Origin of the sequence: Paenibacillus amylolyticus (genome assembly GCF_051136285.1) — a bacterium.
GTDB lineage: Bacteria > Bacillota > Bacilli > Paenibacillales > Paenibacillaceae > Paenibacillus > Paenibacillus amylolyticus_F.
In genome coordinates, this window is record NZ_CP194938.1 from 3431109 (window position 1) to 3452545 (window position 21437).

The 21437-nt window shown below is 46.6% G+C and carries 18 protein-coding genes, 17 tRNA genes and 1 rRNA gene; 7 read left to right on the top strand and 29 right to left on the bottom strand.

Annotated elements, in window-relative coordinates; genetic code table 11:
• Positions 1 to 102: 102 nt before the first annotated feature.
• Positions 103 to 882 carry a helix-turn-helix transcriptional regulator gene (locus ACR8BL_RS15045; protein WP_434748406.1) on the bottom strand — a complete coding sequence of 260 codons (780 nt, stop codon included), beginning with the start codon at positions 880 to 882 and terminating at the stop codon, positions 103 to 105.
• A gap of 113 nt (positions 883 to 995) precedes the next feature.
• Here ACR8BL_RS15045 and pyk point away from each other — a divergent pair, with 113 nt between their 5' ends.
• Positions 996 to 2411: a pyruvate kinase gene (gene pyk / locus ACR8BL_RS15050; protein WP_434748407.1), complete on the top strand. Its 1416-nt coding sequence runs from the start codon at positions 996 to 998 to the stop codon at positions 2409 to 2411.
• 87 nt (positions 2412 to 2498) lie between these two features.
• On the opposite strand, the gene ACR8BL_RS15055 is transcribed toward pyk, so the two are convergent.
• Together ACR8BL_RS15055 and ACR8BL_RS15060 are read right to left on the bottom strand one after the other, a co-directional pair.
• A complete protein-coding gene (locus tag ACR8BL_RS15055) occupies positions 2499 to 4022 on the bottom strand; it encodes a PAS domain-containing protein (RefSeq protein WP_434748408.1) in 1524 nt (507 codons plus the stop codon).
• Between the two features lie 187 nt (positions 4023 to 4209).
• Positions 4210 to 4659 (bottom strand): SRPBCC family protein, encoded by a 450-nt coding sequence (locus ACR8BL_RS15060; protein ID WP_434748409.1) that lies wholly within the window; start codon positions 4657 to 4659, stop codon positions 4210 to 4212.
• A gap of 179 nt (positions 4660 to 4838) precedes the next feature.
• Between ACR8BL_RS15060 and ACR8BL_RS15065 the strand changes: the two genes are divergently transcribed.
• The gene (locus ACR8BL_RS15065; RefSeq protein ID WP_434748410.1) at positions 4839 to 5366 is read left to right on the top strand and encodes a helix-turn-helix domain-containing protein; all 528 of its coding nucleotides are present in this window, start codon (positions 4839 to 4841) and stop codon (positions 5364 to 5366) included.
• 38 nt (positions 5367 to 5404) lie between these two features.
• Here the strand turns inward: ACR8BL_RS15065 and ACR8BL_RS15070 are convergent, their stop codons facing one another.
• Positions 5405 to 5938: an MOSC domain-containing protein gene (locus ACR8BL_RS15070; RefSeq protein WP_434748411.1), complete on the bottom strand. Its 534-nt coding sequence runs from the start codon at positions 5936 to 5938 to the stop codon at positions 5405 to 5407.
• Positions 5939 to 6160: 222 nt separating this feature from the next.
• Between ACR8BL_RS15070 and ACR8BL_RS15075 the strand changes: the two genes are divergently transcribed.
• The 5 genes from ACR8BL_RS15075 to ACR8BL_RS15095 all read left to right on the top strand — a co-directional run bounded on the left by ACR8BL_RS15075 (position 6161) and on the right by ACR8BL_RS15095 (position 10442).
• Entirely contained in the window at positions 6161 to 6559 is a 399-nt protein-coding gene (locus ACR8BL_RS15075; RefSeq protein WP_434756732.1) for a DUF1304 domain-containing protein, read from the top strand.
• A gap of 111 nt (positions 6560 to 6670) precedes the next feature.
• Positions 6671 to 6832 (top strand): hypothetical protein, encoded by a 162-nt coding sequence (locus ACR8BL_RS15080; RefSeq protein WP_434748412.1) that lies wholly within the window; start codon positions 6671 to 6673, stop codon positions 6830 to 6832.
• 57 nt (positions 6833 to 6889) lie between these two features.
• Positions 6890 to 7471 carry a DUF4261 domain-containing protein gene (locus ACR8BL_RS15085; protein ID WP_434748413.1) on the top strand — a complete coding sequence of 194 codons (582 nt, stop codon included), beginning with the start codon at positions 6890 to 6892 and terminating at the stop codon, positions 7469 to 7471.
• A gap of 264 nt (positions 7472 to 7735) precedes the next feature.
• Positions 7736 to 8095 (top strand): hypothetical protein, encoded by a 360-nt coding sequence (locus tag ACR8BL_RS15090; RefSeq protein WP_434748414.1) that lies wholly within the window; start codon positions 7736 to 7738, stop codon positions 8093 to 8095.
• A gap of 370 nt (positions 8096 to 8465) precedes the next feature.
• Positions 8466 to 10442: a methyl-accepting chemotaxis protein gene (locus tag ACR8BL_RS15095; RefSeq protein ID WP_434748415.1), complete on the top strand. Its 1977-nt coding sequence runs from the start codon at positions 8466 to 8468 to the stop codon at positions 10440 to 10442.
• Positions 10443 to 10573: 131 nt separating this feature from the next.
• On the opposite strand, the gene ACR8BL_RS15100 is transcribed toward ACR8BL_RS15095, so the two are convergent.
• The 25 genes from ACR8BL_RS15100 to rrf form a co-directional block, all read right to left on the bottom strand.
• Positions 10574 to 11575 carry a LacI family DNA-binding transcriptional regulator gene (locus ACR8BL_RS15100; RefSeq protein WP_434748416.1) on the bottom strand — a complete coding sequence of 334 codons (1002 nt, stop codon included), beginning with the start codon at positions 11573 to 11575 and terminating at the stop codon, positions 10574 to 10576.
• A gap of 115 nt (positions 11576 to 11690) precedes the next feature.
• Entirely contained in the window at positions 11691 to 12497 is an 807-nt protein-coding gene (gene iolB / locus ACR8BL_RS15105) for a 5-deoxy-glucuronate isomerase (protein ID WP_434748417.1), read from the bottom strand.
• A gap of 40 nt (positions 12498 to 12537) precedes the next feature.
• Entirely contained in the window at positions 12538 to 13587 is a 1050-nt protein-coding gene (gene iolG, locus ACR8BL_RS15110; RefSeq protein ID WP_434748418.1) for an inositol 2-dehydrogenase, read from the bottom strand.
• Positions 13588 to 13680: 93 nt separating this feature from the next.
• Entirely contained in the window at positions 13681 to 15156 is a 1476-nt protein-coding gene (locus tag ACR8BL_RS15115; protein ID WP_434748419.1) for a CoA-acylating methylmalonate-semialdehyde dehydrogenase, read from the bottom strand.
• A gap of 75 nt (positions 15157 to 15231) precedes the next feature.
• A complete protein-coding gene (gene iolC, locus ACR8BL_RS15120) occupies positions 15232 to 16242 on the bottom strand; it encodes a 5-dehydro-2-deoxygluconokinase (protein WP_434748420.1) in 1011 nt (336 codons plus the stop codon).
• A gap of 150 nt (positions 16243 to 16392) precedes the next feature.
• The gene (gene iolE, locus ACR8BL_RS15125; protein WP_434748421.1) at positions 16393 to 17286 is read right to left on the bottom strand and encodes a myo-inosose-2 dehydratase; all 894 of its coding nucleotides are present in this window, start codon (positions 17284 to 17286) and stop codon (positions 16393 to 16395) included.
• Between the two features lie 95 nt (positions 17287 to 17381).
• Complete coding sequence (iolD, locus tag ACR8BL_RS15130) at positions 17382 to 19247, bottom strand: 3D-(3,5/4)-trihydroxycyclohexane-1,2-dione acylhydrolase (decyclizing) (protein ID WP_434748422.1); 1866 nt, start codon at positions 19245 to 19247, stop codon at positions 17382 to 17384.
• Positions 19248 to 19731: 484 nt separating this feature from the next.
• A tRNA-Gly gene (locus ACR8BL_RS15135) sits at positions 19732 to 19802 on the bottom strand.
• A gap of 13 nt (positions 19803 to 19815) precedes the next feature.
• Positions 19816 to 19889, bottom strand: a tRNA-Pro gene (locus ACR8BL_RS15140).
• A 7-nt stretch (positions 19890 to 19896) separates the two neighbouring features.
• A tRNA-Leu gene (locus ACR8BL_RS15145) sits at positions 19897 to 19975 on the bottom strand.
• Between the two features lie 21 nt (positions 19976 to 19996).
• Positions 19997 to 20073, bottom strand: a tRNA-Arg gene (locus tag ACR8BL_RS15150).
• A 7-nt stretch (positions 20074 to 20080) separates the two neighbouring features.
• Positions 20081 to 20155 (bottom strand) — tRNA-Gly (locus ACR8BL_RS15155).
• Positions 20156 to 20167: 12 nt separating this feature from the next.
• Positions 20168 to 20248: transfer RNA gene (locus tag ACR8BL_RS15160), tRNA-Leu, on the bottom strand.
• 12 nt (positions 20249 to 20260) lie between these two features.
• Positions 20261 to 20333: transfer RNA gene (locus tag ACR8BL_RS15165), tRNA-Lys, on the bottom strand.
• Between the two features lie 10 nt (positions 20334 to 20343).
• Positions 20344 to 20429 (bottom strand) — tRNA-Tyr (locus ACR8BL_RS15170).
• A gap of 6 nt (positions 20430 to 20435) precedes the next feature.
• Positions 20436 to 20511, bottom strand: a tRNA-Thr gene (locus tag ACR8BL_RS15175).
• Between the two features lie 20 nt (positions 20512 to 20531).
• Positions 20532 to 20607 (bottom strand) — tRNA-Phe (locus tag ACR8BL_RS15180).
• A gap of 51 nt (positions 20608 to 20658) precedes the next feature.
• A tRNA-Asp gene (locus ACR8BL_RS15185) sits at positions 20659 to 20736 on the bottom strand.
• Between the two features lie 26 nt (positions 20737 to 20762).
• Positions 20763 to 20836 (bottom strand) — tRNA-Met (locus ACR8BL_RS15190).
• A gap of 15 nt (positions 20837 to 20851) precedes the next feature.
• A tRNA-Val gene (locus ACR8BL_RS15195) sits at positions 20852 to 20927 on the bottom strand.
• Positions 20928 to 20934: 7 nt separating this feature from the next.
• A tRNA-Glu gene (locus ACR8BL_RS15200) sits at positions 20935 to 21006 on the bottom strand.
• A gap of 4 nt (positions 21007 to 21010) precedes the next feature.
• Positions 21011 to 21086 (bottom strand) — tRNA-Asn (locus ACR8BL_RS15205).
• A gap of 1 nt (position 21087) precedes the next feature.
• Positions 21088 to 21163 (bottom strand) — tRNA-Ala (locus ACR8BL_RS15210).
• Between the two features lie 28 nt (positions 21164 to 21191).
• Positions 21192 to 21265 (bottom strand) — tRNA-Ile (locus tag ACR8BL_RS15215).
• Positions 21266 to 21300: 35 nt separating this feature from the next.
• Positions 21301 to 21417: ribosomal RNA gene (gene rrf, locus ACR8BL_RS15220) — 5S ribosomal RNA — on the bottom strand.
• Positions 21418 to 21437 lie beyond the last annotated feature (20 nt).

A 21437-nucleotide genomic window follows, 5' to 3' on the forward strand; every position in this document is an offset into this window, starting at 1 on the left:
GCAACCACAATGAAAGAGGGCTCAGGAGCCCTCTTTTTTATATTCATAAATGAATCAGAATCTTTTCCTCAAGAAAATCAATTGCGAGTTTTAAGACACGCCCTAGACTATCGGTGGACGCTCGTGCAGCAGATCGGATGGCGGACTGCCCATGAGTCGTTTGAATATGCGGTAAAAATAAGACAAGTCCCGGTAACCGAGAAATTCGGCAATTTCCTGAATGGAGAGCTGCGACTCGGTGAGCAGGTACAGTGCTCTTTTCATCCGCTGGTCATGAACGTATTCGCTAATCGTCTGATTGGTTACACCTTTGAACAGGGAGGCCGCATAGTTAGGTGACTTTCCGATTTCATCTCCAAGATCTTCCTTTGTCACTTTCTCTCGATAATGCTGCTCAATGTATCTTTTCATCCGTTCCACGTACCGATGCCTCTCTGGCGGGATGATACCTCGATCAAGTTCCCGGTTAATATAAATTACTACTTCCATCAATAACGCTTGGCTCATCATGACATAATAAGAAGGACGTTCTTCCCATTGTTGCTGGATTGCCTTCATTCGCTGATGAATCAGTTCATAACAACCTGGTTTATGCCTCAATGGTTCACACCGTTTAATCGCAGGTAGCTCTTCCATCTCGTTTTGCTTCAATAAAACAACAATTTGGGTGTGTGTAACCGTAGGAATACTTTTTCCGTAATAGGGTATCCCACCAGGAATAAGCAGCAATTCACCCTTTTCCATGATCTGTTTATCTCCGTTCACCCAATATACACAATTTCCATATGTAACCAAGCTAAGACGCCAAATGCCTTGTGGTTGCGTGGCTTCTTCGTACCAACCCACGCCATTCACATGATGTACTTCAAGTGGAGTAAACATAATGCACCTCGTTATCGGACTATATTCTAATCATTGTACTATAGTTCATATCTTGATTCGACAGGAAACGCTACAATATACACATAAGAACTAAATATGAGGAGGATATTAGCATGTTGAAAACAAAAATTATCTGTACCATGGGACCTGCTTGTGACTCAATCGAAACGTTGAAAGTAATGATTCAGGAAGGGATGACCGTTGCCCGTCTGAATATGGCTCATGGCGAGCTGGAAGATCATGTGGGACGGATCAACAACATCCGTACAGCGGCTGCTGAACTGAACAAATATATCCCAATCATGATGGACATCAAAGGACCGGAAGTACGGATTGGTAAACTACAAGAGGCTTCGGTTCATCTGCAGGCAGGTAAAGAACTTACGTTGACCACTGAGGATATTCTTGGCGACGTAGAGCGCATCTCCGTAAACTACCCTGAATTGAATCTGGTTGTTAAACCGGGAGATCGCATTCTGATTGACGATGGCTTGGTTGATCTCACTGTATTGTCTGTTGAAGGTTCAGAGATTCATTGCAAAATCATTAGCGGCGGTATCCTTAAACCACGCAAAGGCGTGAACCTGCCTGGAATCAAAACGACACTGCCAGGCGTAACTGAGCGTGACGTTATGCATATTGGATTCGGAATCGAGAACAACATCGAAATTATCGCGGCTTCCTTTGTTCGTAAAGGTGATGACATTCGTGAAATCCGCAGCATTTTGAAAGAACGCGGTCAGGAGCATGTGCAAATCATCTCCAAAATCGAGAATCAGGAAGGCATGACAAACCTTGATGATATCATCGAAGCATCCGACGGCATTATGGTAGCTCGTGGTGATCTCGGGGTCGAAGTTCCCATCGAAGATGTACCGATGATGCAGAAAGAAATGATCGATAAATGTAACAAAGCCGGCAAACCGGTTATCGTCGCTACGCATATGCTGGAATCCATGCAAGTAAACCCTCGTCCAACACGGTCCGAGGTAAGTGACGTAGCAAATGCTGTACTTCAAGGCGCAGACGTAGTGATGTTGTCTGGCGAATCTGCTGCCGGTAAATATCCGATCCAATCCGTGCGCACGATGGCTGCTGTTGCACGCCGCGCAGAAACCATGATCGATTATAAAGAACAGTTCAATCAAAAATCCGCACAACAAGTAGCTGACATTACCGAAGTTATCAGTCAAGGTGCGGTAAGTTCATCGCTCGTCTTGAATGCCAAAGCAATCATCACATCCACCGAGAGTGGATTCACGGCTCGTATGATCTCCAAGTATCGTCCAAAAGCACCGATTATCGCAGTTACTCAACATGAAGAAGTGCTGGCTAAAATTTGCCTGCTCTCCGGTGTCGTTCCGGTTATGGGCGACAAAGTGACAACAACAGATGAAATGTTCGAATCCGCTACGCGCAATGCCATCAAAACAGGTTATGTTGAAAAAGGAGACATCATCGTATTGTCCGCTGGTGTTCCAATTGGTCAATCCGGTAACACAAACCTGATCAAGGTATTGCAAGTATAATTACGAATCACGGCATAGTGGTTCTATAAAAAGTGTGAAATTCAAAAAATCCACCGGGATATGAAATCCGGTGGATTTTTTGATGTTCTACAAATTACGCGAATAGTTAACCAGATCCTGCGACATGTTGTTAATCTCATCCATTGAGGCGTTGACCTGCTGCGTCAGGGCTGCCTGATTCTGAGTCAGTGTGGACATGTTGCCGATATGCTGCAAAATATGATCAATCAACGTTTTCATTTTCTGCATGCTATCTTCAATGTTGACGGTGGCCTCCGAACTATGATCGGCCAGTTTCCGCACTTCTCCAGCTACAACGCCGAAACCTAAGCCCAGTTCACCTGCACGTGCAGCTTCAATGGCTGCATTCAAACCAAGCAGATTCGTCTGGCCGGCAATCTCCCGAATAAACGCTGTAATACTCTTCGTACCATCTACACTATCCCGCACCTGCGTTGCCGCATCAGCAGATAACTCCTGAGCGTTGACGAGCTCCTGTGCCTGATCCGTAATCGAGTTAATACCGCGAACCATCTCTTCAATGGACTCGGACAACTGTTTTGTTTTCAAATTCATCGCTTCAACAATCACTTCTTTATTCTTCTGATGAGTCACATCCCGAATCGTTCCAGCAACACGAAGCGGTACTCCGTTCTCATCACGAATGGTTTCACCTCCGGCATGATACCAACGATACTCCCCATCTTTCCGTTGCAAACGGTAATCGAGATCATACGGTGTTCTGCCGCTGTAGTCATTCAAATGTTTGGCAAATTCATTGATTGTTCGATCATGGTCTTCTGGGTGAAGACGACTGCTCCAACTGCTGAATACGTTCGGGAAGTCTTCTTCATTCTTGAATCCCAGCTCTCTGCGGAATTGTGGTGACCACCAGAATTCATTGTTTGTATTCACCACATCTCCAGCAACAACTGTCATATCCCACGGCGCCTCCACGAGCGCACGGTTGACCAGATCATAACGGGTTACAAGAGCTTCCAATTCATCGGACTTGCTCTTCTCATCATGAATATCAAACATTACTCCGATTAATTTAACCGGAGCACCTGCATCATCTCTCACAAGTCGTCCAAGACATCTGAACCAGCGGGCTTCTCCATTCTTCAAAAGCATACGCCCTACAATGTTATATCCTGCTCGATCACTCGGATCATTCACATGACTCGTAATCCCCTGCACGAGCTGCGGTCTGTCCTCAGGATGTACGGATTTAGCCCAACTCGCGAACTCATTGGGAAAGTCCTTCGAATTATTGTAGCCTAGTATCTTGCGGAACTCTTCGGAGAACGAAACGACGTTATTGTTATCCAACGGATTGCCTGCAACAATCTCTGCCTCCCATATTCCCGCATGTAGCGCCTGATTCAACAGGGTAAGACGCATTTGTGCAACCTCATGCTGTGATTGCATTAGTTGTACAGCTTTCCGGATATTTTCCAGAATTTCATTATTTCCTTGTACATCGGCATTTGTCCCAATCCAGAACTGGCCCTTCTGAGCGTTCTCAAGCAAATGACGACTGTAACTCAGCAATTGCTCATGGGAATCTACACGATTTGATTTACTTACTTCACTACGTTTAAGAAACATCGCAATATCCCCTCTTATGTCAGGTGTCTTTATATATACTTCGACATAAAAATACAAGAAGTGTAGGTCTAAAGTCTCTATTGTAAAAAAAAACGCAAAATTTCGCCTATTAGGAGAAATTTCACGTTGTTAGATGACTTCATAAATTTTTAAACATTTCGATTCGCGTAAACTATCGCTTCTTCTGTTACCACCCGAAATCTAGCGTTTTCCCCGTCTCTGCCCATGTCTTGATGCTGCTTAGAATCATCCACCAGCTAGTCTGCGCATTCGAGAAGGAAGGATGATTTTCCGTAAACTGATCATTAATTAACGTCAGCTTGGTACACTCCCCCATGGTCTCTAACTGAAAAAGCACTCTCGATTGAAGTTCTGCATGATTGGAATGATACGAGGGCCCTGGATGTTCCCGATAGCTAAGTCTGGAGAGCGGTTCGAATTCCAAAATCTCGCCATATACATGGACTGTTTCTTCGCCATCATTACCTGGCCCAACATAAGCAAACGGTTGTCCTGGTTGAAAATTTGAGCGAAGCTCGCTGCCAAAGAAGCTGCTGCGTGTACCATCAGAGGAAATAAGGGCATTCCACACTTCCTCCCGTCCTGCATTGATATAAAATTCATATTTTAGATCCATGAGCCTCACTCCTTTTATGCATTCAAGGTGCGGTCGTTCTCCCGCATTTCTATCCTATCGTTATACCCCATGCTCGTATTGTAAAAACGCGACAACAACTAAATTTCAGTTATACTGAAGGGGAACGAATGAACTGAAATTACTCATCAGCATATCCAAAGAGAAAGAGAGGCACAGGGATGAAAAGAACAGACATTCCGGCATCTCCCCCCATGGGACTGCCTCATCTGGAAGAAGGCAAGCAGCAATATCAACTGACACGAGCGCTTCCAGCCGAGGATGAACACATCATGAAAGAAAAGGTGAATTATATGGATCAAGTACTGTCTGCGCACCTTCCCGGTGAGGATGCCGAAGCAAACCTGATCCATACCATCGTACAGCAGATCGAGCAGGAAAGGGATATACTGAGAGTAGATGAGCTGTCTGCACGCTGGAATCTGCACACACGCAAGCTCCAACGTTTGTTTAAACAATATGTTGGCATAAGTCCCAAAACGGTAATCCAATTATATCGTCTGCAAAACGCAGCCGAATGTATGGAACGGGGCTTAGCCTGCGACTTAGGCAAATTATCTCAAGACCTGGGATACCATGATCAATCCCATTTTATTAAAGACTTTAAATCCATTATCGGCAGCACGCCAGAAGAATATATGCAGTTGTCTTTGTCTCTTCTAACAGATTCAGGTGGAGGCGGAAGCTAGGCAGAATGACGATCAATGCAAATATGCCTGCCACAGTTCTAAGGCAGGCGTATGACTTCAATGGTGTCTCCTGTGTGGATGACACCCTCACGTTCAACGGAACAGACGATACCGCGCTTTTTGCGGGCGGCTGGCACGAATCTTTTGCGTAACCCCTCCTGTCCGTAGACCTGTTCAATCACTTTTCCCGGATGTACACAAGGCAGATTCTCGCCTTCACAGATCAAACCTGTTCCATCAGGAAACAGAAGCCTTGTTCCTGCGGGCAGTTCAGTCAAGTTCTCTATGCCGCGAACCAGGATATTGGCACCAAGCCACTCGGGGCGGACTTCGGGAATGTTCATCTTCTGAGCAATTAATGCACACTCTTCCTCTGAAACGATACTGATCTGCCGGCGATTTGCAATCGGTGTACCTCGTTTGTAGATTTTCTGACGAGAATCCGCCGGTCTTAACAGACCATAATGCCGATCCCCCGGAATTCCAGCAAGTTCAATATCAATGAAAGGCACTACCCTTGTCACAAATGTGGATGGATCGTCAGCTAGCAGAACAAATTGAACTGTTCCCATCGTATCTCCCTCCCTTTCTGAATAAGTCCTTTTTCCATTTTGAATAATCATCATTACCCTGTGTATGAATCTTTGATAATTAGCAGATGCTGTTAGGTATATCTTACCCATTCTATGAAGTCAGTAAAATATCACTAATGCAACCTAAATACATAATACACAATTTAATTGCGAAAAATTAATTTGAACTTTTCTTTATTTGTGATAATCTATATATCAGGTATGTTAGAGGTTCATTACATAATAGAAAGCAGGGTGTTTCTTTTGATCGGTACTATTTTTGTTGCTCTTGTAGCTGTTGAACACTTCTATATTATGATTATGGAAATGTTCATGTGGACGCGTCCACGCACGATGAAAACGTTTGGCACCACTCCGGAGTTTGCCAGCTCTACCAAGGCTCTTGCAGCCAACCAAGGTCTGTACAATGGTTTTCTTGCTGCAGGTCTGATCTGGGGCCTTCTATACCCGGATTCCAGTGTCGGGCTTCATATTCAGATTTTCTTCCTGGCCTGTGTGATTATTGCCGCTCTTTATGGCGGTGCAACTTCCTCACGCTCCATTATTTTCAAACAGGGATTGCCAGCAATCATAGCATTGCTGCTTGTGTTGTTCCTCTAACTTCCGGATAACTGGTGCAATCTGCGACTCCAGCCCTCGAATATGGTAAGGTATGGAGTATAAAGCATATATATCACCAGAAAGAATCTGGAGCAGAAAGGGGAACATGTCATGGGACTGTTTGACAAGCTGCGTCGGCGTAAAAAGGAACAGACACCATTAAACGATGCTGCCCTGCAGGCAGATCAAAGTCAGACCATTGTCGGTTTTGTACTACTGGAACGGGAAGACTGTGATTTTAACCTTTTCATCCACCATATGAAAACGGAATAGAACATTGCGATTGATGAACATGCTGAGGAAGGCAATCTCTTCTTTGAAGTAGATGGAATGCAGGTTGTCTGTGCTCACATTGCTGCTCCTGTACCCAATCGGGAGGTTGAGGAGAATGCAAAGTTAAACATCCTCTGGCCTGAAGCTGAACAGGTGACCTCACGTCACAAGTCTCAGATTATTGTATCTGTTCTGAATGCAACGGATGCCACCCTGGGACATGTCCTCTTCACCCGAACTGCATCAGCTTTACTGCAACTGGATCACGCCCTGGCAATCTACATGGCCCCACTTGTCGTTGAAGCAGGTAAGTATGTGGAGGTAAGCCGTGGACTGAAGGAGGACGAGTTACCCATCTCTCTCTGGGTGTTCATCGGCCTGTACCAAAGTACCGAAGGTGCTTCAGCATACACATACGGTCTACGTAACTTCGGGAAAGATGAGATGGAGATTATAGGGTCATCTAAGCCCTTAAGTGATGTCTTTGAGATGATGTTTATGACCACTACCTATGTGGTCGAAAATGATGTCACCCTGCGTGATGGGGAGACTCTCGGATTCACTGCAGAGCAGAAACTAAGGATTACTCGTTCCAAGGGAATTGCGACGGAAGCGGAAAGCCTGAAAATTAGCTTATAATCTTCATGGTGGTCTATGGTATCCAAGTATATACACCTGATTAATGCCGTTCGAAATCTAATTTCGGGCGGCTTTTGTCTATTAAAGTGTGGAATTTATCAGGTTCAAATCCCTCCATTCCCTGAATTTTACTCCAATAGGATTATATAGTCCATAAGAACTACAATCATGTGGAATCCATGTTCTTTTATAGCAGGAAACAGTATAATTAATAGGCTAATAGACTTATAAACTACATAAAATAATGAATGAGGAGTTGCTTTTATGTCTGTCAGACGTTTGGATTCAACAAAACCGATTATTGAAATCGTCTGGGAAGGGATCGTCTCACCAGAACAGGTCGACCAAGTCAACGCGGAGATGGAAAAAATCGCTTCGCAACTGGGTAACACATTTGATGTACTGGTTGATATGACACATATGAAAGCTTTCCCGCAGGACACCAAGGAGAAGATTGTGGATCATCAAAAACGACTGAAGGACATGGGCATGAAGCGAGCTAGCGTAGCTGTCGGTGGGGCAATCGCCAAAATGCAGCTCAATCGGATCTCCAAAGAATCAGAGCACCAGACGGAATTCCAATGGGAAACATATGATGAAGCATTGGAATTTTTATTGAAATAAAAGCACGCAATTTTACAAGTTGGACAGAACATTTCAGGAAAATTATGCGAGGTAGGAATAAAGTTAGAGCGGTTCTCGTGAGAGGCCGCTTTTTCTTTACCCAACATCGATATTATCTCCCCTTCAGATAGTTATCTCATTATCCCCCATAACTGCCATACTAGCCAAAAGAACGCTCTCTATTTTGATACATAAAACTCCGACCTCTTCTTCCATCTTACCCATTTATATGTTTGTTTTCCTTCATGATCCTCTGCTATACCATTTAATAACAAGCTTATTTAGTAAATGTTTCAATAATATTTGTCGATATAATCTATAAGCTTCTACCATACCTAATATGCACTATATCTGGAGGGAAAAGTAAAATATGAAACTAAAATTGAAATTAATGTTAGCCTTCTCCATCACTGTTCTGGTAACTGCAGGTGCGCTCGCACCTCTTGGTTTAGTTCAAACCGAGAAACAAGCAACCCAAAGTGTGAATAATAAATTAAATGGGCTAGTGTCAACCGCAACGTATCAATTGGATGGTTGGTTACATGGAAATGAGAAATTAGTAGAAACGTTAGGACTGGTGTTTCAGGAAGCCGTTCCTGCTTCTAATCTAAATGAAGATTATTTATCCATCATGTATAAGGGTACTAACCCCAATAACTTAGAAGACTTATATTACGGCAATGAAGACGGCCAGTTTATGAATGGTTCTGATTTTGAGCAGGCTGCAGACTATGATCCTAGAAAACGTTCCTGGTACAAGGAAGCCGTGCAAGCGGATAAACTGATTTTTACCGACCCGTACATTGATAACAAATCTAAACAATTTACGGTTTCTATTGCTATGCCAGTAAAAACAAAGAGCGGTACATTACAGGGGGTGGTGGCTTCTGACATCCTCCTTTCCAAACTAACCGATACAGTGAATCAGATTGATCTGGATGGGTTAGGCTATACTTTCATGCTCGACAAAAAGGGAGTTATTCTCGCTCATCCAGAAGCTAATCTTGCAAGTACTTCAGCAGCGGATAATGGTCAATTAGGCCCCTTGCTCGCAGATATGCAGGCTAATCCATCCGGACAAAAGTCTTTTCAATACAATGGAGAAAACCTGCTTCTCTATTATAAACAAATCCCAAGTACAGGTTGGATCGTCGGCTCAGTTATATCTGAGAAACTGGCCTATGCCGAGTACTACCAATTACGAAATCAATATATCCTTATTATCGTAGTTACATTATTAACAGTACTAACTATAGCTTATTGGGTTGCCACTCGCTTTATCAAACCTCTTAAACGACTACAAGTGATGTCCGGTCAGATGTCTCATGGTGATTTTACAGGCCGGGTAGATGCTAAAGGCAAAGATGAATTTGCCGAACTGGGGATTGCTTTCAATACGATGTCTGATCATCTCAGCATACTATTGCAGAAAGTGAGGAGCTCCGCTGATCAGGTTCATGACATTTCAATAGATATGGAAAATCATACGGGTAACACTCAGCGTATTGCCGAACAGATTTTTATTGCCACAGATGAACTTGCCCAAGGATCAAGCAGTCAGGCAGAATCAGTCTATGAGGGATCGAACCGTCTAAGCGCCATGAGCCAGACTGTGAATGGTATCAATGACAATGTAGAGCAGTCTGTCATGATGATGCAGGAGGTTACAGAAGCGATGTCAGTAGGTTTACAATCTGTTGATGCTCAGGTGGAACTGGCCGAAGATAACCGCAGCTCCATTGATCGAGTCGGTGAAGCTATTCATTTACTAGCAGAAAAATCTCAAAAAATTGAGAGCATCGCCAGCATGATTCGAGATATATCAGCACAGACCAACCTGCTCGCACTAAATGCTTCCATTGAAGCAGCCAGAGCGGGAACACAAGGCAATGGATTTGCTGTTGTTGCTAATGAGGTACGCAAACTGGCCGAGCAATCCTCACAGTCTGTTGAAAGTATTATTGTTTTGCTTGATGAAATTCACACCGCAAGTGAGCAAAGTGTAAATGAAGTAAACTCTGCCGAACAAGCCATCCAGCAGCAAGTGACTTCTGTTCACGAAATGCGGAATGTCTTTGCACGGATCAAACAATCCGTTGATGGCATCGATCTTCAGGTCAGACATGTATCTGAGGCAACTGCAGAACTTGATAATAATGCTGGAAAAATTTCCGAAGTTATCTCCAGTGTCGCCGCGATGTCGGAGCAAAGTGCCGCTTCTACAGAGGAAGTTGCTTCTTCGACCCAAGAGCAATTCAATTACATTACAACGATTTCACAACGTTCCAAAGAGCTGACCCACTCTGCCAACACCTTATTTGATGAGGTTAAGAAATTTAAAATATAACCATCATATCTCTATGAATGCAAACAAGCCGCGTCTCCTGTAAAGGATTACGCGGCTTCTATTTGTATCGATTTCACTTGAGGTCAAGAGCAGTCTCTGTAACTCCGTATTTCCCTATTTTCAAAAAAACTTTACCTGTTGCCTGTCGATTCCCTTACCACCAGTTCCGGCTTCAGTATTCGCTTCTGTGGTTCAGTGTTATTATTCTTTAATTCTTCGATAAGGATATCCACCGCATAACGCCCAAGCTCCTCAATAGGCTGAGCAACCGTTGTCAGTGGTGGGCTGGTCACAGAAGCTAGAATCGTGTTGTCGAATCCGACAATGGATACATCCTCAGGAACACGCAGTCCACGTTCTTTGGCTGCCTGAATTGCACCAATTGCCTGTATGTCATTGCAGCAGAAGAGACCTGTAGGATGGTTCTGTTCACTGAGCAGCCGCAATGCCTCTTGTTTGGCAGAACTCAGGTCTGCAGCTGATTCTCGGATCTGATCAGGTTCCAGTACATGTCCTGCTCGTTGTAAAGCTTCACGGAATCCACGTACCCTTTCCTGACTACTGCTAACTTTGGACGGCTCGGATAAGACCGCCACACGAGTATGTCCAAGTTCAAGCAGATGTTGCGCAGCCAGTGCACCGCCAAGCTTATCGTCGATTGTGACCGTATGCACCGACAATGCAGGCATATGGCGGGCAATTAACGCAACAGGCATCGACTGCTGCAAGAGCGGTGACAGAATTTCGGCATTATCGATCCCGGTTCCGATCATCATGCCGTCGACTCTTTTTTGCTGCAACAGATTCAGATATCGCTCTACCCGCTCGTCCTTGTTATCCGTACTGCAGATCACTACGCTATATCCCAACTGGCGGCTGCGATCCTCTACTGCCCGGGCAAGCTCAGCAAAATACGGATTAGATATATCCGGTACGAGCAGGCCCAGCGTATACGTCTGTTTGCCTGTCAGTGCAGCAGCAATCGCACTTGGTTGATAGTGAAGACGCTCCATGATCTCCATAATCTCGGCACGGCGCTTCTCGCTGATCTTACCTTTGCCGTTAATCACCTGCGAGACGGTGGCAATAGATACCCCCGCCTCGCGTGCTATATCGTAAATGGTTGCTTTCATTGTTTTTCCCCATTTGTGCTATATATAAATTCATTATACATAGATGATTATTCTCTTCTTATTATGAAGGGGGAATACTGCTTGCGCAATGTGAAGACAAAATTACTTGTGAATTTTATTTTTTGAACAGCCACTCATGGTCAGGATCGTTATGGAACTTCCAAGTCCGGGTTGGGCCTGCCATCACATTCAGATAATAAACCTCATATCCCGGAGGAGCACCCACCGGATGGTATCCATTCGGCACAAGTACTACTTCGCCGTTCTTCACCGCAAGCGTCTCGTCTACAGAACGATCATCGGTATATACACGTTGTATAGCAAATCCTTGCTCCGGCTGTACACGGAAATAATACGTTTCCTCCAGCAATGATTCATCTGGCAGTGCATCCCGATCATGTTTATGCGGCGGATAACTCGACCAGTGCCCGTCCGGTGTGAACACCTCAACGACCAGCAAGCTGTCTGCATCTTTTTGCTCCGGTAAAATGTTGTGGATATGACGCTCCAGATTGCCGTAACCACGGCCTTCCACACCTACATCTTCGGGAGCAATCAGGCGCGAAGCATACGTACCTTTCCCTGGGGCAACACAAATTGCAATCTCCAGCTCGGTAAGTGCTGTAACTTCCACCTGATCTGATGTGGACACATAGACGGAGTACGGAGGAATTTTTTCGAAAACACTCATGCGTTTCCCGATATTCTCCCACGTATGCTCCCGAGTACTTACATTCGCAAGCCCGCTGAGAAGCACTACACACAGCTCCTGATCACCGCTCTCCCGGCTTAACTTCTCTCCTGCTGCTAGTTTCGCAACCTGAAATCCGACATATTCCCAGCCAGCAGATTCCGGAGTCACGGTTAATATTGTTCCGTCTTCCTTCGGGTTTGCGGCAGGTTTTACGATAAGTTCTGACATGTTACCATCCACTCCTTCCGTATTTGTCTATGACTTCTACTTAATTGGCTGGTTGCGTCTCACGCGATGCACCCGGAACTTCTGTCATCTTCACAGGTCTTCCCTGCTCCATAGACATCTTGGCCGCCAAAGCGATCCGCTCTGCCTGTACTGCATCGTTGCCATCTACGATAACCGATTTATCATGAATAATGGCCTCAATAAAGAGCGCTGTCTCCTGCACATATGCTTCATTGTAACGTTCCAGGAAGAAGTGCAGTGGTTTGTCGCGCATCAGTCCAGCTGCTGTGCTAATTTCTGCTGTATTCGGATGATCATTATCCGCCGAAGCACTGCCCAGCGAACCGAATACTTCCACACGCTGATCATATCCGTACACTGCCTGACGGCTGTTATCAATAACCCCAATCGCTCCATTCGCAAATGTCAACGTAACGATGGCTGTATCCACATCGCCATGTTCTGCGAATACCGGGTTAATGAGCACCTTGCCTTTGGCGTAAACTTCCTCTACTTCACTGCCGGACAGGAAACGGGCCATATCGAAGTCATGAATCATCATATCCATGAAGATTCCGCCGGACACCCGGATATATTCCGCAGGTGGTGGGCTTGGGTCACGGGAAGTAATCTTGAGAATATGTGGATCACCAATGGTGCCTTCCAGCACATGTGAGCGTACTCTTCTGAAATTATGATCGAAACGGCGGTTAAATCCGATCTGAAGCTTCACGCCAGCCTTCGCTACAGCCGCTACAGCCGCTTCGGTCTGGGACAGGTCCATGCTGACCGGCTTTTCACAGAAAATGTGTTTCCCCGCTTGTGCTGCTTGCTCGATCAAAGGTACATGTGTATCTGTTGAAGAACAGATTAATACTGCATCAATGTTTGGCATTGCAATCAGCTCACTGCTGTCTTTAGTCACAACAGGGATGCCCCGTTCGGAAGCCCAAGCCTCCAGTTCAGGCCCTGCAAACAAATCACTGATCGCAACAATCTCGGCATGCGGGTTACGCAGCAGGTTGTCTGCATGGATTTTGCCGATACGTCCAGCACCGATGATACCAATTCTTACTTTGTCCTTGCCCATTCCGTTATCCTCCCTATTTGCATCCCTATGGTGTCTAGGAGCTGAGCACCTGCTCAGCCCCTTTATTGCACATACGCACTGTGCGTTAAACGATTACCAGCGCGTGGTTACCATTTTCTTACGAGTGTAGAACTCCACACCATCCGTACCGTTGGCATGCAGATCACCGTAGAACGATTTCTTCCAACCGGAGAATGGGAAGAAGGCCATAGGCGCTGGTACACCCAAGTTCACGCCCAGCATACCCGCTTCAATGGTTTCACGGAACTGGCGCATATTCGCACCGCTGCGAGTAAACAGACAAGCCCCGTTGGCAAAGTCCGAGCGATTAGCCAGCTCTACTGCTTCCTCCAACGTTTCTACTCTTGCCACCGAAAGAACAGGAGCAAAGATTTCATCTTTCCAGATTTTCATGGTGCTATCTACATGATCAAATACAGTTGGTCCTACAAAATAACCGGATCCGTCTGTCGCCTGATCCTTGCGTCCATCACGAATCAAGGCTGCGCCTTCCTGTTCACCTGACTCAATGTAACCCAGTGTACGCTCTTTGTGAGGTCCGCGGATCACCGGCCCGAGGAATACGCCTTCGTCCATACCGTTCCCAATGTTGATCCGGTCAGCAGCTTCCACCAACTTTTGCACCAAGGTATCCGCCACATCACCGACAGCGACAACAACAGAACAAGCCATGCAACGTTCGCCAGCTGATCCAAAGGCTGCACTTGTGATCTCTTTTACGGTCAGATCAAGATCAGCATCCGGCATAACGATGGAGTGGTTTTTCGCTCCAGCGAGTGCCTGAACACGTTTACCGTGTGCTGAAGCTGTTTTGTAGATGTATTCAGCAACAGGTTGTGAGCCAACAAACGAAATGGCAGCCACTTCTTTATGCTCAAGCAGTCCGTTTACAACGTCATGTGCACCGTGAACGATGTTGAGTACGCCGTCTGGAAGTCCCGCTTCTTTGAAAAGCTCTGCCAAACGTCCCGCCAGGAGCGGTGTACGTTCAGACGGTTTCAAGACAAAGGTGTTACCACAGGCAATCGCCAGCGGGAACATCCAGCACGGTACCATCATCGGGAAGTTGAACGGAGTGATTCCTCCAATAACCCCGATTGGGTAACGATACATACCTGATTCCAGTCCTGTAGCAATGTCAGGCAGTTGTTTGCCCATCATGAGGTTCGGCGCACCTGCTGCGAACTCAACGCACTCAATGCCGCGCAATACTTCGCCATAAGCTTCGGCATAACTTTTACCGTTCTCCAGTGTCACCAGTTTGGCCAGCTCTTCCCAGTGCTCTACCAGCAGCTGCTGATAACGGAATAGAATGCGGGCACGGCGAGGAACTGGTGTGGTGCTCCATGCTTTGAATGCTACCCGTGCAGCCTGCACTGCCTGATCGACATCGGCTTGTTCAGACAGCGGCACGTATGCAATAATCTCTTCTGTAGCCGGGTTAACAACCGCTTCGGTTCGTGTTGTCGTCGGGGTTACCCAAGTACCCCCGATCCAGTTCTGTACATTCGTCACTGTTGCAGACGCTTCTGAAGTCCCTTTTCCCATGTGTACTGTCTCCCCTCGTTTATGTGCATTACTTGTTTATGAAGTTCTATGGTTCATAATCGACTACGCAGCTCATTAGGACGGAATTATTTCGCCCCGGTCACAGCGTTCGATATACTCATTCACCTGTTCCACAGTTGGCATCGCATCCGAACAGCTGTGGCTGGAGATAACGATACTTGCTGCAGCACTTCCGTAGCCCATACTCCGCTCAATCGTCCAGCCTTGCATTAAGCCATAGAGGAAACCTGCAGCGTAAGAGTCACCTGCACCGAACGTTTTCACAACACGAGCAGGGTAACTGTTAGCCCGATGTGAGAGCCCTTCACGCGTATATGCGATAGAGCCTTCTTTTCCGTGTTTGATCACAACGATATTGGCTGAAAAATCAAACCATTTCTGTGCCGTCACCTGATCACTATGATCCGGGTTATTCTCAAACGTCTCCATCATATCGAACTCTTCCCGTGTACCCAGGATGATATCGCATTTCTCGGCAGCGAGGTTATAGTAGACCGCTGTTTCTTCATCTGATGTCCATGTGTATGGACGGTAGTCCAAATCAAATACGATGACAGTGCCATGTTTTTTTGCATAAGTCAGAGCTTGAATAACGGCTTCCCGTGATGGACTCTGCGCGAGAGCCGTACCGGAAATCAACAGTACTTTGGAATCTGCAATCAGTTGCTCCTGTACCTCGCTGGCCTGTAATAACAGATCCGCTACATTATCACGGTACATGAGGATACTGCAATCTGTCGGGCTTTTAATTTCGGTAAAAGCAAGTCCAGTTACTGCCCCCGTGTTGTCAGTCACCACATTGGAGGTGTCGATCCCGTTCTTCTCCAGATAACTTTGGATAAATCTGCCCATCTGATCACCTGCGATTTTGCCGATGAAAGCTGTCTCCATTCCAAGTCTGGACATGCCGATCGTAATATTGGCCGGAGAACCGCCAACGTACTTGGTGAACGTCATCGTCTCTTCCATCGGACGGTTGATCTCATTGGCATTCAAGTCGATGCACAAGCGGCCAATGGCGGTGAAATCCTTTTTCCTCGATGCTGGAAAGGATACGTAAGTCATTGCGGTTGAGCCCCTTTCTATGTTGGAATTTCGATTGGTTAGGAGATGATTTCTACTCCATTTATATGAATTCATATTGGCTCATTCTATTTGCTACACATATAGATGCTAGAGTGGTTAACTGTCTTTAATTGAGCTGTTTTTACTGCCCTAGTATAGAGACTTCATGTAACTCAGAGAACGTTTTGCATACTCATACGGATTATGAATGGAAGGATCTTGTTCTCCTTCGAGCATCGCCCAGCCGTTATATCCGCGAGTGATCAGTTCCTGCAGAATGGGTGCAAAATCAATGCAACCATCTCCTGGTACAGTGAATACGCCCCTGCGAATACAGCCAACAAAGTCAGATTGCTCTGCTCGTGCCTGATCCAGAACATCCGGTCGAATATCCTTCAGATGGATATAAGCAATCCGGTCGTAATGTTTACGCAGCAACTCAAGTGGATCAGCGCCGCCATAATAGGCATGGCCTGTATCAAAGAGTAAGTAGACCAGTGAAGGGTCTGTGAGCTCCATCAAACGATCAATTTCCTCCGGTTGCTCAACTACCGTGCCTCCGTGATGGTGATATGTGAGCTTAAGCCCATATTCCTGGGCAATGGCTCCAGCTTGATTCAAACCTTCAGCAAGAACATGCCATTCGGCTTCGCTGAGTCTGAGTACTTCTTTTTCATGTGGTGTCCGTCTTGGATCAAAATGAAGCGACCCGCCAACCTCGGCTGTACTAATGACTTTACTGCCCATGGACTGCAGGAATTCAGCATGTCTGCGATAGTCGTCCAGTTCCGCTTGGCGATATGCCGGATCCGAGAATAGTACTGATTTCCACTGGGAGATCAGATTAATATTCCGCTTGCTCAGCTCTTCACGCAATGCAGCCGGATCGGTCGGATACTTGCGTCCCATCTCAGTACCTGTTAAACCCAGACGCTGAATATCGTCCAGAATCTGGGCACATGTTGTATCATCACCATGTTCCTTCACATCTTCGCCGACCCAATTGATCGGATGAATCCCAAGCTGGAATGGTAGCTTGCTCATGGTTCCACGGCTCCTTTTGTTGTTCAGCTTTGTCAGACTTTATGAGAAGAGAATGATTGATAAAATAAATGAGTAGATGAAATTAGCAGCGTTTATCAAACCAGTTTTGCTTTACCGCGATTCGATTTCATCGTCTCGTGGGCACGAACTACTTTTTCCTCAACAGATACTTCAGGTACCCCGACATTCCACCACGACTCATATCCGCCTGTGTTGGTTCCCGGTACAACCGGAATTTCAATCAACGTTGTTACTGTTTCGTTCTTGGCGTCCCGAAGCGCTTGCTCCAGTTGCTCGGCAGTTTCTGCTCGATAAGCTTTCGCCCCCATACTGCGAGCGTGAGCCGCAAAATCCATAGGCATGTACTCACCTGTCAAACGGTCGCTCTCCGTTTCCCGATAACGGAACTCGTTACCAAACCCATCACTGCCGTGTTCACGTTGCAAATTATGAATGCACTGGAATCCATTATTATTAAATAAAAGAATGGTCATCTTCTTCTGTTCCTGCAAGCTTGTTACCAGTTCGGAATGCAGCATCAGGTAACTTCCATCACCCACCATGGCATAAACTTCACGATCCGGCTCCGCAAGGGCTGCGCCGAATGCACCACTAACCTCGTATCCCATGCAAGAGAATCCATACTCCATGTGGTATGTCTTCGGTTCAGCAGTCCGCCACAAACGATGCAAATCTCCTGGCAGACTACCCGCCGCACATACAATAACTGAAGATGGATCGATCGTGCGATTCACGATACCGACAGCTTTCGTCTGCGCCAAACCAGCTTCATGCTCGGCAGCGTAGAGTCGATCCACTTCTGTATTCCATTGATCACGGAGATCGGCCACTTCAGATGCACCATATGCATTACGGTACTGCTGTGCCTGTAATCCTTGTTGCAGTGCCTGCAACCCTTCACGAGCATCTGCCAAGATGGCTTCCCCACCTAACTTCGCAGCATCCATACTGTTCAGGTTAATATTAATAAAGTTCACTTCCGGATGCTGAAAAGCAGCATGTGACGCCGTTGTGAAATCTGAAAATCTTGTTCCTACGCCGATCACGACATCCGCCTCTTTAGCTAAACGATTGGCTGCCAGAGAGCCAGTTACCCCGATGGCTCCCACATTAAGCGGGTGATCCCAAGATACTGCGCTTTTTCCAGCTTGCGTCTCGGCAATCGGAATACCGAAGGCTTCCGCGAACTCGATTAGTTGTGCAGATGCTTCAGAGTACAGCACCCCGCCGCCTGCAACGAGTAGAGGCTTTCTGCCGCGAGCAATCTGCTGGATTGCCCGTTCAATAGCTGCTGGAACAGGAGGTCGGCGATCCAGATAATGCACCTTGCGCGCAAAGAATGATTCTGGGTAATCGTACGCTTCTGCCTGCACATCCTGAGGCAGCGCCAATGTAACGGCTCCAGTCTCAGCTGGGTCAGTCAGCACACGCATAGCATGTGTAACAGCAACCATTAGCTGCTCTGGGCGCACAATACGATCCCAATATTTACTGACCGCTTTGAACGGATCTGTAGCAGATATCGTATAGTCACTGCTTACTTCAAGTTGTTGCAAAACTGGATCCGGCTCCCGCGTAGCAAAGTTATCTCCAGGAAGAAGCAATACCGGAATCCGGTTCACCGTTGCCGTTGCCGCTGCAGTGATCATATTCAGTGCACCAGGGCCAATAGACGTGGTACACGCATAGATCTGTTTGCGGTTCTTCTGCTTGGCATAAGCTGCAGCTGTGTGCACCATACCTTGTTCGTTTTTCCCCTGCATATACGTCAGACTTCCAGGGCTGCGTTCCAGGGCTTCACCGATCCCCGTTACGTTCCCGTGTCCAAATATTCCGATAATTCCTTTTACAAACTTGGTTTCCACCCCGTCCACCGAGATATATTGCTGATCCAGGTATCGAAGCAAGGCCTGAGCCATCGTTAATCGAATCGTTGTCATGAGTTGATCGTCATCCTTTCCTTTACGGGTTAAGCGCTTAATCTAAGTTAAGTTTAAGCGCCTTACCCCTGAAGGTTAAGCGCTTAATTTATATGTTATTACAGGCTAATCAATTTCGCAAGCTATTTTTGTAAGCGTTTTATTAAATTTGGGGATGATTTGCGTAAAGATGTCCAGCAAATAGGATGGGGATATGCTTACCTAAGTTGATTGCTATGGTATTGTTTTCTATGGAGATCTGGAGTATAGAGTAATGAAAACAAACTATGTTGCCCTTTCAAATAAGATAAATCCCATAAACGCACTGCTGGATGAAAGGCTATAGAAGTTAAGGGAATTTCACCTTGAATGTAATGAGGAAGCCTGACTAGGAGAGAACTAGCCGAAGAAGAAGGATAACCTACGAGATAAGGATTGAGGCATAACTTTACTTAAATACAAAAAAGAGACAGCATATAGCGTCTCTTTTTCTTTCATCATATAAAGCGGGTGATGGGAATCGAACCCACGCTATTAGCTTGGAAGGCTAAAGTTCTACCATTGAACTACACCCGCATAAAACAAAAAATCGGGATGACACGATTTGAACATGCGACCCCCTGGTCCCAAACCAGGTGCTCTACCAAGCTGAGCTACATCCCGTTATAAATACCGGCGAGAGGACTCGAACCTCCACGGTTTCCCACTCGATTTTGAGTCGAGCGCGTCTGCCATTCCGCCACGCCGGCATAGTTTAAATTTAGTTATAATGGCGCGCCCTGAGAGATTCGAACTCCCGGCCTTTTGATTCGTAGTCAAACGCTCTATCCAGCTGAGCTAAGGGCGCAAAATATTGGAGCGGAAGACGGGGATCGAACCCGCGACCCTCGCCTTGGCAAGGCGATGCTCTACCGCTGAGCCACTTCCGCAAAAATAAAGGATGCGCGTGGAGGGACTTGAACCCCCACGTCAAAGACGCTAGATCCTAAGTCTAGTGCGTCTGCCAATTCCGCCACACGCGCATATGGTAAAAGTGAGTCATGAAGGATTCGAACCTTCGACACCCTGATTAAAAGTCAGGTGCTCTACCAACTGAGCTAATGACTCATATTAAAACTGGTGGAGGATGATGGATTCGAACCACCGAACCCGTACGGGAGCAGATTTACAGTCTGATGCGTTTGGCCACTTCGCTAATCCTCCATAAAGTGGTGCCGGCGAGAGGACTTGAACCCCCAACCTACTGATTACAAGTCAGTTGCTCTACCAGTTGAGCTACACCGGCGTATCAAATTGTTGTATTAATGGTGGCTCGGGACGGAATCGAACCGCCGACACGAGGATTTTCAGTCCTCTGCTCTACCGACTGAGCTACCGAGCCATATTAAAACTCACTCCAAGATGGATTACCATTGTTGATGCTAGTAAAAAATGGCGGAACCGACGGGATTCGAACCCGCGATCTCCTGCGTGACAGGCAGGCATGTTAGGCCAACTACACCACGGTTCCAGATCACTTTCGCTTAGGAAAGTTAATTGCGGGGGCAGGATTTGAACCTGCGGCCTTCGGGTTATGAGCCCGACGAGCTACCGGGCTGCTCCACCCCGCGTCATTAAAATATATATGGTGGAGGCTGAGGGGATCGAACCCCCGACCCTCTGCTTGTAAGGCAGATGCTCTCCCAGCTGAGCTAAGCCTCCGTAATTATGACCCGTAGGGGATTCGAACCCCTGTTACCTCCGTGAAAGGGAGGTGTCTTAACCCCTTGACCAACGGGCCTTAATGGCTCCCCGAACAGGACTCGAACCTGTGACAACTCGATTAACAGTCGAGTGCTCTACCAACTGAGCTATCAGGGAATGGTGGAGCCAAGCGGGATCGAACCGCTGACCTCCTGCTTGCAAGGCAGGCGCTCTCCCAGCTGAGCTATGGCCCCATTCATGTACTTTTTATTTAGATTACTATGGGCCTTGGTGGACTCGAACCACCGGCCTCACCCTTATCAGAGGTGCGCTCTAACCAACTGAGCTAAAGGCCCCTATCTTTCGAAAAAAAATACCCCATTGGGGTTCCGCTTGGCGGCGTCCTACTCTCCCAGGACCCTGCGGTCCAAGTACCATCGGCGCTAGAGGGCTTAACGGTCGTGTTCGGGATGGGTACGTGTGGAACCCCTCCGCCATCGCCACCAAACGCGATTGGTCGAAGCATAG

Bases quoted from the DNA above. Each gene is read 5' to 3' on its own strand.
- ACR8BL_RS15045 (WP_434748406.1), bottom strand. From the start codon at position 882: ATGTTTACTCCACTTGAAGTACATCATGTGAATGGCGTGGGTTGGTAC.
- pyk (WP_434748407.1), top strand. From the start codon at position 996: ATGTTGAAAACAAAAATTATCTGTACCATGGGACCTGCTTGTGACTCA.
- ACR8BL_RS15055 (WP_434748408.1), bottom strand. From the start codon at position 4,022: ATGTTTCTTAAACGTAGTGAAGTAAGTAAATCAAATCGTGTAGATTCC.
- ACR8BL_RS15060 (WP_434748409.1), bottom strand. From the start codon at position 4,659: ATGGATCTAAAATATGAATTTTATATCAATGCAGGACGGGAGGAAGTG.
- ACR8BL_RS15065 (WP_434748410.1), top strand. From the start codon at position 4,839: ATGAAAAGAACAGACATTCCGGCATCTCCCCCCATGGGACTGCCTCAT.
- ACR8BL_RS15070 (WP_434748411.1), bottom strand. From the start codon at position 5,938: ATGGGAACAGTTCAATTTGTTCTGCTAGCTGACGATCCATCCACATTT.
- ACR8BL_RS15075 (WP_434756732.1), top strand. From the start codon at position 6,161: ATGTTAGAGGTTCATTACATAATAGAAAGCAGGGTGTTTCTTTTGATC.
- ACR8BL_RS15080 (WP_434748412.1), top strand. From the start codon at position 6,671: ATGGGACTGTTTGACAAGCTGCGTCGGCGTAAAAAGGAACAGACACCA.
- ACR8BL_RS15085 (WP_434748413.1), top strand. From the start codon at position 6,890: ATGCAGGTTGTCTGTGCTCACATTGCTGCTCCTGTACCCAATCGGGAG.
- ACR8BL_RS15090 (WP_434748414.1), top strand. From the start codon at position 7,736: ATGTCTGTCAGACGTTTGGATTCAACAAAACCGATTATTGAAATCGTC.
- ACR8BL_RS15095 (WP_434748415.1), top strand. From the start codon at position 8,466: ATGAAACTAAAATTGAAATTAATGTTAGCCTTCTCCATCACTGTTCTG.
- ACR8BL_RS15100 (WP_434748416.1), bottom strand. From the start codon at position 11,575: ATGAAAGCAACCATTTACGATATAGCACGCGAGGCGGGGGTATCTATT.
- iolB (WP_434748417.1), bottom strand. From the start codon at position 12,497: ATGTCAGAACTTATCGTAAAACCTGCCGCAAACCCGAAGGAAGACGGA.
- iolG (WP_434748418.1), bottom strand. From the start codon at position 13,587: ATGGGCAAGGACAAAGTAAGAATTGGTATCATCGGTGCTGGACGTATC.
- ACR8BL_RS15115 (WP_434748419.1), bottom strand. From the start codon at position 15,156: ATGGGAAAAGGGACTTCAGAAGCGTCTGCAACAGTGACGAATGTACAG.
- iolC (WP_434748420.1), bottom strand. From the start codon at position 16,242: ATGACTTACGTATCCTTTCCAGCATCGAGGAAAAAGGATTTCACCGCC.
- iolE (WP_434748421.1), bottom strand. From the start codon at position 17,286: ATGAGCAAGCTACCATTCCAGCTTGGGATTCATCCGATCAATTGGGTC.
- iolD (WP_434748422.1), bottom strand. From the start codon at position 19,247: ATGACAACGATTCGATTAACGATGGCTCAGGCCTTGCTTCGATACCTG.